Genomic DNA, 15,689 nt, shown 5'->3' on the forward strand with positions numbered 1-15,689 from the left:
GGCCCTGAGCACGGGTCCGGAAGGCCCCGGCACCGCCCGGTGGCCTACGGGGCCGTCACCGTCAGTCCGCCCCGGCGGGGCGACGCGAAGGCGTCCAGGTCCGCACGGGTCAGGCCGGTCAGCTCCGCGACCTCGGCGGTGTCCAGGGCGCCGCAGTCGATACCGCGCAGCAGGTAGCCGCTCAGCGCCTTGGCGGTGGCGGGCTCGTCCATCACGTCACCGCCGGCCTTGGCGACGTAGGCCGCGAGACGGGACGCGGCCGCAGTCATGCCCTCGCGGTAGAAGGTGTAGACGGCGGCGTAACGGGTGGGCAGGTGGCCGGGGTGCATGTCCCAGCCCTGGTAGTAGGCGCGCGCCAGGGCGCGGCGGGTGAGCCCGTAGTGCAGGCGCCAGGCGTCGTGGACCTGCTCGGCGGGGCCGACGGGCAGCACGTTGGTGGAGCCGTCGCAGACGCGCACCCCGGTGCCCGCCGCGGCGACCTGCATGACCGCCTTGGCGTGGTCGGCCGCGGGGTGGTCGCTCGCCTGGTAGGCGGGGCTGACGCCGACACAGGCGCTGTAGTCGAAGGTGCCGTAGTGCAGGCCGGTGGCGCGGCCCCCGGCGGCGTCGATCATGCGGGCGACGGCCGCGGTGCCGTCGGCGGCGAGGATGGACTGGCTCGTCTCGATCTGGATCTCGAACCCGAGCCGCCCGGTCCGCAGGCCGTGGGTCTCCTCGAATGCCTCGAGCAGCCGGACGAAGGCGGCGACCTGTTCCGGGTACGTCACCTTGGGCAGCGTCAGTACGAGCCCGTCGGGGAGGCCGCCGGCCCGCACGAGGCCGGTGAGGAAGACGTCCGTGGTGCGGATCCCGCGGTCACGGACGGGGGCTTCCATGCACTTCGTCCGGATGCCCGTGTACGGTGCGGCGGTCCCGTCGGCGTACGCGTCGGCGACGAGCCGGGCCGCCCGGGCGGCGGCCTCGTCCTCCTCGGCGTCCGGCCGGGGCCCGTAGCCGTCCTCGAAGTCGATGCGCAGGTCTTCCACGGGCTCGCGCTCCAGCTTGGCGCGTACGCGGTCGTGGACGGGTTCCGCGAGCTCCTGGGGGATGCCGAGGATCCGGGCGAGCGCGGCGGCATCCGGGGCGTGCTCGTCGAGGGCCTCCAGCGCGCGGTCGCCCCAGGAGCGGACGGTGGTGGCGGAGAAGGCGTCGGCGGGGACGTAGACGGTGTGGACGGGCTGGCGGGTGCCGGGGTCGCCCGGGTAGCGGCGGGCGAGTTCGGCGTCAACCGCCCGGAGGGAGGCGCTGATCCGCTCACCGACCGCCCCGGCGAGGCTCGTCGCCACCTTCTCCTGCTGCCCCATGACCGCACCCTCCAGACTCAATACTTCCGCTTGCCGGAATTCGTCATCCGCATAGTGAAGTTATAAGTCCTCGGCTCCCGCGTCAACGGCAACCGGGAACGGCCCGGGGCCGCGCGGTGCGAACACCACACGGCCCCGGGCCGCCGTACCGGTACAGCCCCCGCGGGATCAGCCCTTGCGGGCCTTGATCTCGTCGGTCAGCTGCGGGACGACCTGGAACAGGTCGCCGACGACGCCGTAGTCGACGAGGTCGAAGATGGGCGCCTCGGCGTCCTTGTTGATCGCGACGATCGTCTTGGAGGTCTGCATGCCGGCCCGGTGCTGGATCGCGCCGGAGATGCCGGAGGCGATGTACAGCTGCGGCGAGACCGACTTACCGGTCTGGCCGACCTGGTTGGTGTGCGGGTACCAGCCGGCGTCGACCGCGGCACGGGACGCGCCGACGGCCGCGCCCAGGGAGTCCGCCAGCGCCTCGATGATCGCGAAGTTCTCCGCGCCGTTGACGCCACGGCCGCCGGAGACGACGATCGCGGCCTCGGTCAGCTCCGGACGGCCGGTCGACTCGCGCGGCGTGCGGGAGAGGACCTTCGTACCGGTGGCGTGCTCGGAGAACGAGACCGTGAGGGCCTCCACGGCGCCCGCGGCCGGGGCGGCCTCCACGGCGGCCGAGTTCGGCTTGACCGTGATGACCGGCGTGCCCTTGGAGACACGGGACTTGGTCGTGTAGGAGGCGGCGAACGCGGACTGCGTCGCGACCGGGCCCTCGGCGCCGGCCTCCAGGTCCACGGCGTCGGTGATGATGCCGGAGCCGATGCGCAGCGCGAGGCGGGCGGCGATCTCCTTGGCCTCGGCGGAGGAGGGCAGCAGCACCGCGGCGGGCGACACGGCGTCGTAGGCGGCCTGGAGCGCGTCCACCTTCGGTACGACGAGGTAGTCGGCGAACTCCGGGGCGTCGGCGGTGAGGACCTTGACCGCGCCGTGCTCGGCGAGCGCGGCGGCGGTGTCGCCGGCCCCGTTGCCGAGGGCGACGGCGACGGGCTCGCCGATACGGCGGGCGAGCGTCAGCAGCTCCAGGGTGGGCTTGCGGACGGCACCGTCCACGTGGTCGACATAGACGAGTACTTCAGCCATGGGACTTCAATCTCCTGCGTGCGAGGGAGTGCGGGGCGGCGGTGGAACGGGCGGGACTCAGATGAACTTCTGGCCCGCAAGGAACTCGGCCAGCTGCTTGCCGCCCTCGCCCTCGTCCTTGACGATCGTGCCCGCCGTGCGGGCCGGGCGCTCGGCCGCGGAGTCGACAGCGGTCCACGAGCCGCCGAGACCGACCTCGTCCGCCTCGATCTCGAGGTCCTCGAGGTCCAGCGACTCGACCGGCTTCTTCTTGGCCGCCATGATGCCCTTGAAGGACGGGTAGCGGGCCTCGCCCGACTGGTCGGTCACGGAGACCACGGCCGGGAGGGAGGCCTCGAGCTGCTCGCTCGCGGCGTCGCCGTCACGGCGGCCCTTGACCGTGCCGTCCTGGACGGCGACCTCGGACAGGAGCGTGACCTGCGGGACGCCGAGGCGCTCCGCGAGCAGCGCCGGAAGGACACCCATGGTGCCGTCCGTCGACGCCATACCGCAGATGACCAGGTCGTAACCGGTCTTCTCGACGGCCTTGGCCAGCACCAGGGAGGTGCCGATGACGTCGGTGCCGTGCAGGTCGTCGTCCTCGACGTGGACGGCCTTGTCGGCGCCCATCGACAGCGCCTTGCGCAGGGCGTCCTTGGCGTCCTCCGGACCCACCGTCAGCACGGTGATCTCCGCGTCGTCCGCCTCGTCGGCGATCTGCAGCGCCTGCTCGACCGCGTACTCGTCGAGCTCCGACAGCAGACCGTCGACGTCGTCGCGGTCCAGCGTCAGGTCATCGGCGAAGTGCCGGTCGCCGGTGGCGTCGGGTACGTACTTCACACAGACAACGATCCTCAAGCTCACGCCGGCTCTCCTACTGCATCGTCATTTCTGGGCTGCCTTGTTGCACGCAGCATAGGCGCCTTGTGGGGCGGCTTCCGGTCGGGTCGACCGGGGCTCCGCAGCAAATATTACTCGCCAGTACACCCAGAGCGTTCCCCGTGAGCAAGCGCTTGGAACTGTGACCTTGCCAACGCGGACCGCCCCCGCGCCACCTGCGTGCCGTCAGTCTCGCAGAGCGGTGAAACGGCCCTGGTGGTAGACCAGCGGCCGACCGCCGCCCGACGGGTCCCCGTGCACCACCTCGGCGATCACGATGCGGTGGTCCCCGGCGGGCACACGGGCCACCACCCGGCAGACCAGCCACGCCACCACGCCACCGAGCAGCGGCACCCCCTCGGGCCCGCGGCGCCAGTCGGTGGACGGCCCGAAGCGGTCGGCGCCGCTGCGCGCGAAGGTGGCGGCGAGCTCCGGCTGGTCCTCCCCGAGCAGGTGTACGCCGATGTGCCCGGCCTCCGCCAGGACGGGCCAGCTGGAGGAGGAGGTGCCCACGCCGAAGGAGACGAGGGGCGGCTCGGCGGCGACGGAGGTGAGGGAGGTCGCCGTGAAACCGACCGGGCGCTCCCCAGCCGCGGTGATGACCGCGACCCCGGCGGCGTGCTGCCGGAAGACGGAGCGCAGGAGCTCGGGCGAGGCCGTTCGAGGGGAGTCGAGGTCGGGCGAGGCCGTCATCGGCGGGTCCTTCGGGGAGGGGGCGTGCGTGGCCGTGGGGTCGTCAGGCACCCGGACAGCGCGCACGGGCCGGGCGCAGGGGATCCCCGTGCACCCGGCCGAAGAGAAGCAGTTCAGGCGGCATAGCGTCAGACTGACGATGAGTGGTGTGTGCAGTCAAGTGCGGTCGGTCATGTGGGAGATGTGTCACGGCCTCTCATATCGCCTCCCCCAGCGCCGCGACGACATCGGCGGTACGAGGCTGACCGGCGGCCCGCCGCACGACACGGCCGGCCGCGTCGAGGACGAGGACGGTGGGCGTCCTGCTGATACGGAGGCTGCGGACCAGGGCGAGGTGCGCCTCGGCGTCGATCTCGATGTGGGCGACGCCGTCGACCATCGCGGCCACCTCCGTCAGGACGCGCCGGGTGGCGCCGCAGGGCCTGCAGAAGGCGCTCGAGAACTGCACGAGAGTGGCCCGCTCGCCCAGCGGTGCCCCGAGTTGCACGGCGTCCAGGGTGCCGCCGATCGTACGCCCGTCCATACCCGTCTCCTCCTCAGAGCTCTCCGCAGAGGGTCAGCACCGGGCCTCCGCGTTACATTCCCGGAGGTTTCACGTGACGAGAATCTCTCGCTCCGGGGCCTTCGGGGCTGGCCACGGCGTCGCACATGGGGCACGATCGCCCCAATGCCGAAAACCTACGGCTGCGTAACTTCCGCCGGGAGAACCCTCCCCAGGCATTGAAGAAGGGTCTTCATCCAGATGGCAGAACTCGTCTATCGGCCGGTCATCGGCGCCGCTCGCACGCTGTTCAAGGCGCTCGACCTGAAGATCGACACACAGGGTTCGGAGCACATCCCGAAGACCGGTGGTGCGGTACTGGTCAGCAACCACATCAGCTATCTGGACTTCATCTTCACCGGGCTCGGCGCGCTGCCGCAGAAGCGGCTCGTCCGCTTCATGGCCAAGGAGTCGGTCTTCCGGCACAAGATCTCCGGTCCGCTGATGCGCGGCATGAAGCACATTCCCGTCGACCGCGACCAGGGCGAGGACGCCTACGCGCACGCCCTCGCCTCGCTGCGCGCCGGGGAGATCGTCGGGGTCTTCCCCGAGGCGACCATCTCCCAGTCGTTCACCCTGAAGAGCTTCAAGTCGGGGGCCGCCCGGCTGGCGCAGGAGGCCGGCGTCCCGCTGATCCCGATGGCGCTGTGGGGCACCCAGCGTCTGTGGACCAAGGGACGGCCGCGCAACTTCCGGCGCAGCCACACACCGATCACCATCCGGGTCGGCGAACCCCTGGAGGCACCCGCCGACCAGTACGCCGGCGCCATCACCCGCCGGCTGCGCGAGCGGGTGCAGGAACTGCTCGAGGCGGCCCAGCGCGCCTACCCGGTACGCCCGAAGGACGCGAGCGACACCTGGTGGGTACCGGCGCACCTCGGTGGTACGGCTCCGACGCCCGCCGAGGCCCGCGAGCGCGGCTGACCGGCGTGCGGGGCCGTGGCGGACACACCACGGCCCCGCACGGGGCACAGCACGGCGAAGCGGCCGGCCGGACGAACCGGTCGGCCGCTGCCTCGTACGGGTACGGGACGGCCCCGTCAGCGGGCCATCTCCTCCTTGAGCGCCAGGACGAAGGCGTCGACGTCTTCCTCCCGTGTGTCGTAGGCGCACATCCAGCGGACGTCACCGGCCTTCTCGTCCCAGAAGTAGAACCGGAAGCGCTTCTGCAGCCGCTCGGTCACCTCGTGCGGGAGCCGGGCGAAGACCGCGTTGGCCTGGACGGGGTGCAGGATCTCCACGCCGTCCACGGCGCGCACCCCCTCGGCGAGCCGCTGTGCCATGGCGTTGGCGTGCCGGGCGTTGCGCAGCCAGAGGTCGCGCGCGAGGAGCGCCTCGAGCTGGACGGAGACGAAACGCATCTTCGAGGCCAGCTGCATCGACATCTTGCGCAGGTGCTTCATCGCCCGGACGGCCTCCGGCCGCAGGACCACGACGGCCTCGCCGAACAGCGCGCCGTTCTTCGTACCGCCGAAGCTGAGCACGTCCACGCCGACCGTGTTGGTGAACGTGCGCATCGGCACGTCCAGCGACGCGGCCGCGTTGGCTATCCGGGCACCGTCCAGGTGCACCTTCATGCCCCGTTCGTGGGCGTGGTCGCAGATCGCCCGGATCTCGTCGGGGGTGTAGACGGTGCCGAGCTCGGTGTTCTGCGTCACGGACACGACCTGCGGCATCGCCCGGTGCTCGTCGTCCCAGCCGTACGCCTGGCGGTCGATGAGTTCCGGCGTCAGCTTGCCGTCGGGGGTCGGCACGGTGAGCAGCTTCAGCCCGCCCATCCGCTCCGGGGCGCCGCCCTCGTCCACGTTGATGTGGGCGGACTCCGCGCAGATCACCGCCCCCCAGCGGTCGGTGAGCGCCTGGAGGGCGAGGACGTTGGCTCCCGTGCCGTTGAAGACCGGGAACGCCTCCGCGGTGGGGCCGAAGTGGCTGTGCATGACCCGCTGGAGGTGTCCTGTGTAGTCGTCCTCGCCGTAGGCGACCTGGTGGCCGCCGTTGGCGAGGGCGAGGGCCGCGAGGATCTCCGGATGCGCGCCCGCGTAGTTGTCGCTGGCGAACCCGCGTACCTGCGGATCGTGGTGCCGTCGCGCGTCGGTCCTCAGGGTTGCGGGGTCAGCCACAGGCGCTTTCCGTTCACTTCTCCGGCGGGCTTGTCCCAGACGCCGGCGATGGCCTCGGCCAGCTCCTCGACGTCGGTGAAACCCGCGAACTTCGCATGCGGGCGCTCGGCGCGCATCGCGTCGTGCACCAGTGCCTTGACCACCAGGATCGCAGCAGCCGCCGCGGGGCCGTCGTCGCCCCCCGCCTTGCGGAAGGCGTCACTCAGGGCGAGGGTCCACGCCTCCGCGGCTGCCTTGGACGCCGCGTAGGCCGCGTTGCCCGCGGTGGGGTTGCTCGCCCCGGCGGCGCTGATGAGCACGTACCTGCCACGGTCGCTGCGCTGGAGCGGCTCCTGGAAGGCGAGGGTGGTGGACTGGACGGTCCGGATCAGCAGCTTCTCCAGGAAGTCCCAGTCGGCGAGACTGGTCTCCGCGAAGCCCGCGCTGCCGCGCCAGCCGCCGACGAGGTGCACCAGGCCGTCGATCCGGCCGAACTCCTTCTCGGTCCGGACGGCCCATTCCCGGGCGGCGCCCGGATCGAGCAGGTCCACGGTGTCACCGGTGACGGTCGCTCCGCCGTGGGCGTACCGCGCGGCGTCCACCGCCTCGGCGAGCCGTTCGGGGTTGGCGTCGGAGGCGACCACGGTCGCCCCCGCCTCGGCCAGCCGCAGGAGGGTGGCCCGGCCCGCCGGCCCGGCCGCTCCGGCCACCGCGATCACCGCACCCTCGAGCCCGCCGTCCCTGTCGCCCATGCTTGTCGCGTTCATGGCCACCGCCTCCTCAGAACCTGCGTTCACGCGGCTGCCCGCCCTGCGTCCGACGCGGTGATGCCCTTGGTGGAGGCGATCACGTGCTTCAGTTTCTTGGCGAGCGCCTCATAGAACATGCTCAGGGGAAACTCGTCGGGAAGCACGTCGTCGACGAGCCTGCGCGGCGGCTGTGTCACGTCCAGGGCGTCGGGCCCCTTGGCCCAGCGCGATCCCGGGTGCGGGGAGAGGTAGGTCGCGACCAGGTCGTACGCGGCGAACCAGTGCACCAGCTTGGGGCGGTCGATGCCGTCGCGGTAGAGCTTCTCGATCTCGCCGCAGAGCTGGTTGGTGACCTGGGGGGCGCGGGCCCAGTCGATCTTCAGCGTGTTGTCGGTCCAGCGCACGACGTCGTGCTTGTGGAGGTAGGCGAAGAGGAGCTGGCCGCCGAGACCGTCGTAGTTGCGTACGCGCTCGCCGGTGACGGGGAAGCGGAACATCCGGTCGAACAGCACCGCGAACTGCACGTCACGGCCCTGGCCGAACCCGTCGGCCTCCAGCTTCACGGCCTCCTTGAAGGCGGTGAGGTCGCAGCGCAGTTCTTCGAGGCCGTACATCCAGAACGGCTGGCGCTGCTTGATCATGAAGGGGTCGAACGGCAGGTCACCGTGGCTGTGGGTGCGGTCGTGGACCATGTCCCAGAGGACGAAGGCCTGCTCGCAGCGCTTCTGGTCGCCGATCATCTCGCGAATGTCGTCCGGCAGTTCGAGGCCCAGGAGGTCGACGGCGGCCTCGGTCACCCGGCGGAATCGGGCGGCCTCGCGGTCGCAGAAGATGCCGCCCCAGCTGAAGCGCTCCGGTGCCTCGCGCACGGCGATGGTCTCGGGGAAGAGGACGGCCGAGTTGGTGTCGTAGCCCGAGGTGAAGTCCTCGAAGGTGATGCCGCAGAAGAGCGGGTTGTCGTAGCGCGTGGCCTCGAGGTCCGCGAGCCACTCGGGCCACACCATCCGCAGCACGACGGCTTCGAGGTTGCGGTCGGGGTTGCCGTTCTGCGTGTACATCGCGAACACGACCAGGTGCTGGAGGCCGTCGGCGCGGTTCCTGGCCGGCTGGAAGGCGAGCAGCGAGTCGAGGAAGTCGGGGACGCCGAAGCCGTCCGCGGCCCAGCGGCCGAGGTCGCCGACGAGCGCGCGGTGGTAGTCGGCGTCGTGCGGCAGCAGCGGGGAGAGCTCCTCGATCGCTCCGGTCACGCGGGCCAGGGTCGCCGCAGCCGTGTCCCGGGACGGCGCGCCGTCGGCCGAGAAGTCGATGGAGCCGTCGTTCGACTGCCAGGGACGCAACTCTTCCACGGCACTCTTGAGCACGGACCAGGCCGGGTGCTCGACGACCCGCTGGGCAGCAGCTATCGCGCCGGATACTGGAGCTTGCTCAAGAATTTCCGTCATAACACTTCCTTCACGGGAGAACCTCGCGTCAAGCCAGCCTATCCACGGCTCATCTCCTCGGACAAGTGGAGGGCTGGAAAATATCCTGCCACTCCTCTTTGTCACCGCTATTTTTCCTGCCACACATGAGATGGACAACTTCTTCCGCCGGTGGCGAGGGACGACGGGCGCCCCGACCCCCGGAACTGGTTCCCTGGAGGCAGCAGCAGCGGACGAAGCACGGACGACCGACGGAAGCAGGAGTGCCTTGACTTTTCTCACCATCGGCCATCGGGGCCTGATGGGCGTCGCGCCGGAGAACACACTGCGCTCGTTCAGGTGCGCGGAGCAGGCGGGCATGGACGCCGTCGAGCTGGATCTGCACCTGAGCAAGGACAGCGCGCTCATCGTCATGCACGACGCCGACGTGGACCGCACGACGGACGGCACGGGACCGATCGCCGACAAGACCCTGGACGAGCTGCGCCGGCTCGACGCGGGCGAGGGCGAGCGGGTCCCCGTCTTCGAGGAGGTGCTGGACGCGATCGGCTCGCCCCTGCAGGCCGAGATCAAGGACGTGGCGGCGGCCCGCGCACTGGCCGAGGTGATGCAGCGGCGGAAGCTGGCCGGCCGGGTCGAGGTGTCCTCGTTCCACGACGAGGCGGTGGCCGAGATCGCGCAGCTGGTCCCGGGGGTGCGGACGGTCCTCATCGCCGGCCGCTGGGGCGGCGACGTGGTGGACCGGGCGGCGGCGGTGGGCGCGGCGACACTCGCCCTGAACATCCGGCGCCTGACGGCTGAGGTCGTCGAGGAGGCGCACGCGCGGGGTCTGGAGGTGATCGGCTGGGTGGTGAACACGGTGGACCAGCTGAGGCTGGCGAGGGCGCTCGGCCTGGACGGCGCGACGACGGACCACCCGGAGATCCGCCGCGCCGGTGGTCTCACCGTCTGACGGCGGCTACAGCTCCTTGACCAGCAGCTCGAGGGCGAGGCCCTCGCGCCGGGGGATGCCGAAGCGCTCGTCGTCGTACGGGAAGGGGGTCAGCTCTCCCGTACGGCGGTAGCCCCGGCGCTCGTACCAGGCGATCAGTTCCTCGCGGACGGTGATCACCGTCATGTGCATCTCGCGCACGCCCCAGCTCGCGCGGGCGGCGCGCTCCGCCTCGGCGATGATCACCTTGCCGAGGCCGGCGCCCTGCAGTTCCGGCTTGACGGCGAACATGCCGAAGTAGGCGGCCGTGCCGCGGTGCTCGAGCTGGCAGCAGGCCACCGGCTCCCCGTCCAGCTCGGCGAGGAGCATCCGCCCGGCCGGGGCCTCGACCACCTCGCGCACCCCCTGCGCGTCGGTGCGCTGCCCGTCGAGGATGTCCGCCTCCGTGGTCCAGCCGGCGCGGCTGGCATCCCCCCGGTAGGCGGATTCGACGAGCCGTACCAGGACCGGTATGTCGTCCTCGGTCGCGTCACGGAAGGTCGGCTGTGACTGGGCAGGGGCCTGTGCGGTGTCCATGGTGGCGTTCTCCGGTCGTGTGCTGCCGACGGTGCCGTCCGAGCCTAACGGCCCGGCCTGCGGGGAGCGGCCCGGCCGCGACCGCCCCCGCAGGCCGGGTCACGCTCCCCCAGTAACCCAATGCGCCCCGGTAGGACGGTTCCCGGCGGGGCATCGATGGGGCGACAACCGCGTCATTCGCTCCAGGGGGTGCACCGTGCACGGACCGGCGCTGTCCGGCGGGCTGCTGATGGTGTTGTGCGGGATCACGGGCACGTACTGCCTGCTGCGGACCCGCAGCGGCACGAAGGGGGAGAGCAGGACGGCGCGCGCCGAGGCGCTGATGGGGTTCGGGATGGCCCTGATGGCGGTGCCGGCGGCGCTGCTCACCCTCCCGGACCGGACCTGGGCGGTGTACGCGGTGGTGTTCGGCGTCGCGGCCCTGCGCGCGCTCGTGGCCGCCCGGCACGATGCCCACCACCTGCACCACCTGGTGGGGTCGCTGGCCATGGTCTACATGGCCCTCGCGATGGCCCCCGGGGCGGCCGGGGGCGGCCACCTCGCGCACGGCGGCACGGGCCCCTCCGGGGCCGCGGGAGGCGTGCCCCTGCTGACGGGCGCCCTGCTGGCCTACTACGCGCTCTACGTACTGGGCTCCGCGGGCCGGCTGATACCGGCGGCCCCCACGGCGAGCGCCCCCGGGGTCCCGGGCGGAGCCGGGGCGGTCGGCTTCGCCCGGGGCGCGCGGCCCGAGTTCACCTCGGCGTGCAGACTGACGATGGGCATCGCCATGTTCGCCATGCTGCTCACACTGTGAGACGACGGCCCCGGCAAACCGTGTCGTACGTCACTTGCCACGCGAGGCCGTACCCCTGGGTGCCGCATCGCTCATAGGCTGACACCCATGTGGGTCTCCTGCACGCTGCTGTTGCTCGGTGCACTGGCTGCCGTCGTCGCCCCGGGCCTGATGGCGCGGGCCCGGTGGCCCGAGCGCGAGCCCGTGGTGGCCCTGTGGGTCTGGCAGTGCGTCGTGGCCGGGGTCCTGCTGTCGTTCGGGCTCGCGATGACGTTCAGCGCGGCAGCCGCCTGGCAGGCGGTCCGCGGGCACGTGTTCGCGCCCGCCCCGCACGCCGTGGTCGAGGCCTACGCGCTCGGCGCGTACGGCCCCTGGTCGGCGGTCATCGCGGTCCTGCTGGCACTCGGCGGGCTGTGGACCGCCGCGATGCTCGTACGGGAGGTCCACCGGGCCCGGCTGCGCCGCAGGCGACGCCGCACGGAACTCCTGGTGCGTTCCCCGCTGCTGCCCGGTGAGGAACCGGGGGGCCGCCGTCTCGTGGTGCTGGAGGGGCAGCGCCCGGATGCCTGGTGGCTGCCCGGTACGGCCCCCCGGCTGGTCATCACCACCGCCGCTCTCGGGCGGCTGAAGGGCCGTCAGCTCGATGCGGTGCTCGCGCACGAGCAGGGCCACGCGCAGGCCCGCCACGACTGGCTCCTGCACTGCTCGGCCGCGCTCGCGACCGGCTTCCCGCAGATCCCGGTGTTCGCCGCGTTCCGCGACGAGATGCACCGCCTCGTCGAACTGGCCGCGGACGACGTGGCGTCACGGCGCTTCGGCCGGCTCACGACCGCGCTCGCCCTGGTCGGACTCAACGAGGACCGGGGGGTGTTCGGCCCCTGTCCGCCGCCGGACGCGCAGGTACCGCTCCGGGTGAACCGGCTGCTCGCCCCGGTGGAGCGGCTCACCGCGGGACGCCGGCTGCGGCTGACGGCCGCTGCCGCGCTCGTGCCGGTCGTGCCGCTCCTGGTGGCGGTCGTGCCGGGACTCCGCGCCCTCGGATAGCCGGATCCGGGGGGCGTCCGCGAGGATCGCTCCCATGCACTCCCCTCCACTCTCCCCCCCACGCGCCTCGCACCGCCCTTCGCTCCTGCTGGGCGCGGGCGTCGTCTGCGCCCTTCTCTCCGCCGCGCTGACCGCTCTGGTCGTGGTGCGATGGCCACCGCTGATGTCCCTGGACGGCACAGTGGCAAGGACGCTGCACCGCAGCGCCGTGACCCAGCCGGGGCTGGTCCACCTCAACCGGGTCCTCACGGACTGGGTGTGGGATCCGTGGACGATGCGCGCCCTGACCGCCGTGGTGGTGATCGCCCTGTGGTGGCGCGGGGCGCGTCCGCTCGCCGTAGGGGTGGCGGCGACCAGTGTGCTCGCGACGGTCCTGCAGCAGGCGCTGAAGTCCGCGGTGGGACGGGAGCGTCCGCGGTGGCCGGATCCGGTGGACTCGGCGCACTACGCCGCCTTCCCGTCGGGCCACGCCATGACGGCGATCGTGACCTGCGGGCTGCTGCTGTGGCTGCTGCGCCTGTACGGCGTCTCGCCGCTGCTGTGGCGGACGGCGGTCGTCGTGGCCGCCGTCTCCGTCCTGGGTGTGGCCTTCACCCGTCTCTACCTGGGGGTGCACTGGCTGTCGGACGTCGTGGGCGGGCTGCTGCTGGGCGGGGCCGTGACGGCCCTCTGGGCTGCCGCGTACGGAGCGCGCCGGACGGCCGGTGGCGAAGATGGCGAGGAGGACGGCGTTGTGGAGCCCCCCGCCCGGCGGCGATGATCGGTCCATGCAGATCAAGGGCGTGCTTTTCGATTTCTCCGGGACTCTCTTCCGCATCGAGGACGCCGGTTCCTGGCTCCGCGCGGTACTCGACGCGCGCGGCACGGCGATGGAGGAGCAGGACCTCGAACGGTACGCGCGGCGCCTGACGGCCGCCGGGGCACTGCCCGGCGGCCCGCCCCCGCGGCGGATCCCCCCGCATCTCGCCGCTCTGTACGCCTCGCGTGACCGCAGCGCCCCGCTGCACCGGGAGGCGTACACGGCCCTCGCCCGCCAGGCCGACCTGCCGGACGAGGACCTCTACGGCGCGCTGTACGAGCGCCACATGAGCCCGGAGGCCTGGCAGCCGTACCCCGACGCCGCAGAAGTGCTGCGGGACCTGCGGCGCGACGGGACCCCGGTCGGCGTGGTGAGCAACATCGGCTGGGACCTGCGGCCCGTGTTCCGGGCGCACGGGCTGGACGAGCTGGTGGACGCGTACGTCCTCTCCTTCGAGCACGGCGTCCAGAAGCCGGATCCCCTGCTCTTCCGGACGGCGTGCGCGCTGCTGGGACGTGATCCGGCGGACGTGGTCATGGTCGGCGACGACCGGCGTGCGGACGGCGGGGCGGCGGCACTGGGCTGTGACGTGCGCTTCGTGGACCACCTGCCCGTGGCGCAACGCCCGGAAGGGCTCCGGGCCCTCGGACTGGTGTGACGCGCAGGACACCCACCGGCCGTGCGGCGACCCGCACCCGCACCCGCCGTGAAGGATTCCGGGAGACGGTGTGAGGGATATCCCTGCGCCGAGGTGGGTGAAGGGGCGGACCTGGGCCCTAACCTGGGATACATGTCCCCGTATCCGAACACGTCCGTCTCCGTGCGTCCTGTCTCCGTGGTCAACGAGGAGATCCGCGCCCTGTGGCAGCGCTCGGGCGGACTGCTGTCCCCGGACGAGGAGAAGGAGTACCAGCGCCTGCTGGCGGAGTGGGCGGCCGCGGCGGGTACGAGCGTGCGGCCGGCCGTCTGACCTCCCGGCGTTCCGCCGAGCCGGAGCGATGATCCCCGGGGCAGGGGCGGGCGCCCCCGCGCTGATTCCGGCGATCCCCCGCGTCGCCGGAACCAGAGCTACAGCATGTCCCCGCGGGGGTCGTCGGTCAATGAATTAACGGCTCCGCCCGCCGCGACCGGCAGCGGCGGGGACGCGGCCCGCCGGACGGAGACCGTCCGGCGGGCCGCCCGCTTTCTCTCCGGGTGGGTGGTGCGGGCGGGTCAGCGGTCGAAGTAGTCCGGCTGCGTCTGGACGTTGAGTTCCGGAAGCCGCACCTTCGCGGCCGGGTCCGTCCGCCGGTCGTCGAGCTTCAGGACGTCGAAGCCCTTGGCGATGTCGTTGGAGTAGATGTAGCCGTTGTAGTAGTACGCCGACCAGGGGCCGGCCGTGGTGACCGCGTCCGTCGAGACCGGACCGCGCTCGAAGTACGCGATCTCCTTCGGCGCCGAGGAGTTGGTGAAGTCCCACACCGAGACCCCGCCCTGGTACCAGGCCTGGACCATCAGGTCCTTGCCCTTGACCGGGATGATCGACCCGTTGTGCGCGACACAGACCTCGGTGTCGGCCTGCGGGCGGTCGATCTTGAAGTAGCTGCGGAAGACCAGCTTGCGGTGGTCGCCCCGGCCGGTGATGTCGTAGATGCCGTCGGCCCCGCGGTGGGGACCGATCTCGTCGTTGCAGGTGGCCGCGCCGCCGCCGCCGAGCTCATCGGTGAAGACGACCTTGTCGGCCTTCTGGTTGAAGGTCGCGGAGTGCCAGAAGGCGAAGTTCACGTTGTCCTGCACCCGGTCGATGATCTTCGGGTTCTCCGGGTCCTCGATGGAGAACAGCAGACCGTCGCCCATGCACGCACCGGCCGCCAGGTTCTTCGACGGCAGCACGGTGATGTCGTGGCACCCGGTGGTCCTGGAGACGCCGGGGTTGGTCGGCGCGCCCGGGTTGCCGCCGTCCGGGAAGAGCACCGGGAAGTTCACGATCCGGGCCTTCTCGGGCGCGCTGCGCGGCACCTTGATGACGGAGATCCCGTCGTGCGGGGGCTGGCAGTCGGGGAACGCCTCGTTGGGCGAGTACGAGGAGACGTACACGTACACGTTCTTGCGCTCGGGGACGATCGTGTGGGTGTGCGACCCGCACGCGGTCTCGACGGCGGCGACGTACTTCGGGTTGCGCTTGTCGCTGATGTCGAAGACCTTCATGCCCTCCCAGGAGGACTTCTCCGTGGCGGGCTGTGTCGTGCTCGCACACGAGTTGTCGCTGCGCGAGGAGTCGGTCGACAGGAAGAGCAGGTTCCCGGAGACCGAGATGTCGTTCTGCGATCCGGGGCAGAGGACCTGAGCGACCGTCCTCGGGCTCCGGGGGTCGCTGATGTCGAAGATGCGGAAGCCGTCGTAGTTCCCGGCGTAGGCGTACTTCCCCTGGAAGGCGAGGTCCGTGTTCAGCCCCCGCAGCGCGTCCTTGGGGACGTTGGCGAGGTGCTCGATGTTGTCGCTGTGGACGATCTCGTCCACGCCGGGTATCTCGCCGCTCTCGATGGCGGCTCGGGCCTCGGCCTGCTGGCTCACGGAGACACCGCCGCGCGTGGTGGCGGTGTCTCCGGGGTCGGGTGTCGCGGCCGCGGGGCCGGCCGTCAGCAGAGTGGCGATGAGCCCGGCCGCGGCTGCCGCCACACCCAGACGTCTGCGCCGCACGCTGGTGGTGTGCAACGAGGTCACTGCGTCCTCCCTTGTCTCCGTCCGTA

The 15,689-nt window shown here is 71.6% G+C and carries 17 protein-coding genes; 7 read left to right on the top strand and 10 right to left on the bottom strand.

Annotated features, from left to right (window positions below):
- Positions 1–44: 44 nt before the first annotated feature.
- The 5 genes from BA175_RS26370 to BA175_RS26390 form a co-directional block, all read right to left on the bottom strand.
- Positions 45–1,343, bottom strand: coding sequence for a DUF6986 family protein (locus BA175_RS26370; RefSeq protein WP_069174015.1), 1,299 nt, complete (start codon positions 1,341–1,343; stop codon positions 45–47).
- Positions 1,344–1,511: 168 nt separating this feature from the next.
- Positions 1,512–2,474 carry an electron transfer flavoprotein subunit alpha/FixB family protein gene (locus tag BA175_RS26375; protein ID WP_069174016.1) on the bottom strand — a complete coding sequence of 321 codons (963 nt, stop codon included), beginning with the start codon at positions 2,472–2,474 and terminating at the stop codon, positions 1,512–1,514.
- Between the two features lie 57 nt (positions 2,475–2,531).
- Positions 2,532–3,317: an electron transfer flavoprotein subunit beta/FixA family protein gene (locus tag BA175_RS26380; protein WP_069174017.1), complete on the bottom strand. Its 786-nt coding sequence runs from the start codon at positions 3,315–3,317 to the stop codon at positions 2,532–2,534.
- 201 nt (positions 3,318–3,518) lie between these two features.
- A complete protein-coding gene (locus BA175_RS26385) occupies positions 3,519–4,025 on the bottom strand; it encodes a flavin reductase family protein (RefSeq protein ID WP_069174018.1) in 507 nt (168 codons plus the stop codon).
- A gap of 196 nt (positions 4,026–4,221) precedes the next feature.
- Positions 4,222–4,548 (bottom strand): thioredoxin family protein, encoded by a 327-nt coding sequence (locus BA175_RS26390; protein WP_069174019.1) that lies wholly within the window; start codon positions 4,546–4,548, stop codon positions 4,222–4,224.
- A 219-nt stretch (positions 4,549–4,767) separates the two neighbouring features.
- Here BA175_RS26390 and BA175_RS26395 point away from each other — a divergent pair, with 219 nt between their 5' ends.
- Positions 4,768–5,490, top strand: a complete 723-nt coding sequence (locus BA175_RS26395) for a lysophospholipid acyltransferase family protein (RefSeq protein ID WP_069174020.1) — start codon at positions 4,768–4,770, stop codon at positions 5,488–5,490.
- A 116-nt stretch (positions 5,491–5,606) separates the two neighbouring features.
- On the opposite strand, the gene BA175_RS26400 is transcribed toward BA175_RS26395, so the two are convergent.
- The 3 genes from BA175_RS26400 to BA175_RS26410 are packed head-to-tail and all read right to left on the bottom strand — an operon-like array spanning position 5,607 to position 8,856.
- Positions 5,607–6,668, bottom strand: a complete 1,062-nt coding sequence (locus BA175_RS26400) for a threonine aldolase family protein (protein ID WP_175420938.1) — start codon at positions 6,666–6,668, stop codon at positions 5,607–5,609.
- Positions 6,665–7,432, bottom strand: coding sequence for an SDR family NAD(P)-dependent oxidoreductase (locus BA175_RS26405; RefSeq protein ID WP_069174022.1), 768 nt, complete (start codon positions 7,430–7,432; stop codon positions 6,665–6,667). The genes BA175_RS26400 and BA175_RS26405 overlap by 4 nt, the downstream gene beginning before the upstream one ends.
- 26 nt (positions 7,433–7,458) lie before the next feature.
- A complete protein-coding gene (locus BA175_RS26410) occupies positions 7,459–8,856 on the bottom strand; it encodes a DUF6421 family protein (protein WP_069174023.1) in 1,398 nt (465 codons plus the stop codon).
- 247 nt (positions 8,857–9,103) lie between these two features.
- Between BA175_RS26410 and BA175_RS26415 the strand changes: the two genes are divergently transcribed.
- The gene (locus BA175_RS26415; RefSeq protein WP_069174024.1) at positions 9,104–9,787 is read left to right on the top strand and encodes a glycerophosphodiester phosphodiesterase; all 684 of its coding nucleotides are present in this window, start codon (positions 9,104–9,106) and stop codon (positions 9,785–9,787) included.
- A 6-nt stretch (positions 9,788–9,793) separates the two neighbouring features.
- Here BA175_RS26415 and BA175_RS26420 read toward each other — a convergent pair whose 3' ends face one another.
- Entirely contained in the window at positions 9,794–10,342 is a 549-nt protein-coding gene (locus tag BA175_RS26420; RefSeq protein WP_069174025.1) for a GNAT family N-acetyltransferase, read from the bottom strand.
- Positions 10,343–10,538: 196 nt separating this feature from the next.
- On the opposite strand from BA175_RS26420, the gene BA175_RS26425 reads away from it, so the two are divergent.
- The 5 genes from BA175_RS26425 to BA175_RS26445 all read left to right on the top strand — a co-directional run bounded on the left by BA175_RS26425 (position 10,539) and on the right by BA175_RS26445 (position 13,930).
- The gene (locus tag BA175_RS26425) at positions 10,539–11,138 is read left to right on the top strand and encodes a DUF5134 domain-containing protein (RefSeq protein ID WP_069174026.1); all 600 of its coding nucleotides are present in this window, start codon (positions 10,539–10,541) and stop codon (positions 11,136–11,138) included.
- An 87-nt stretch (positions 11,139–11,225) separates the two neighbouring features.
- The gene (locus BA175_RS26430; protein ID WP_069174027.1) at positions 11,226–12,161 is read left to right on the top strand and encodes a M56 family metallopeptidase; all 936 of its coding nucleotides are present in this window, start codon (positions 11,226–11,228) and stop codon (positions 12,159–12,161) included.
- 34 nt (positions 12,162–12,195) lie between these two features.
- Positions 12,196–12,921: a phosphatase PAP2 family protein gene (locus BA175_RS26435; RefSeq protein ID WP_069174028.1), complete on the top strand. Its 726-nt coding sequence runs from the start codon at positions 12,196–12,198 to the stop codon at positions 12,919–12,921.
- Between the two features lie 7 nt (positions 12,922–12,928).
- Entirely contained in the window at positions 12,929–13,618 is a 690-nt protein-coding gene (locus BA175_RS26440; protein ID WP_069174029.1) for an HAD family hydrolase, read from the top strand.
- Between the two features lie 132 nt (positions 13,619–13,750).
- Positions 13,751–13,930 (top strand): hypothetical protein, encoded by a 180-nt coding sequence (locus BA175_RS26445; protein ID WP_069174030.1) that lies wholly within the window; start codon positions 13,751–13,753, stop codon positions 13,928–13,930.
- 242 nt (positions 13,931–14,172) lie between these two features.
- Here the strand turns inward: BA175_RS26445 and BA175_RS26450 are convergent, their stop codons facing one another.
- The gene (locus BA175_RS26450; RefSeq protein WP_069174031.1) at positions 14,173–15,663 is read right to left on the bottom strand and encodes an LVIVD repeat-containing protein; all 1,491 of its coding nucleotides are present in this window, start codon (positions 15,661–15,663) and stop codon (positions 14,173–14,175) included.
- Positions 15,664–15,689: the final 26 nt, after the last annotated feature.

The organism is Streptomyces griseus (genome assembly GCF_001715295.1).
Classification (GTDB): domain Bacteria; phylum Actinomycetota; class Actinomycetes; order Streptomycetales; family Streptomycetaceae; genus Streptomyces; species Streptomyces griseus_G.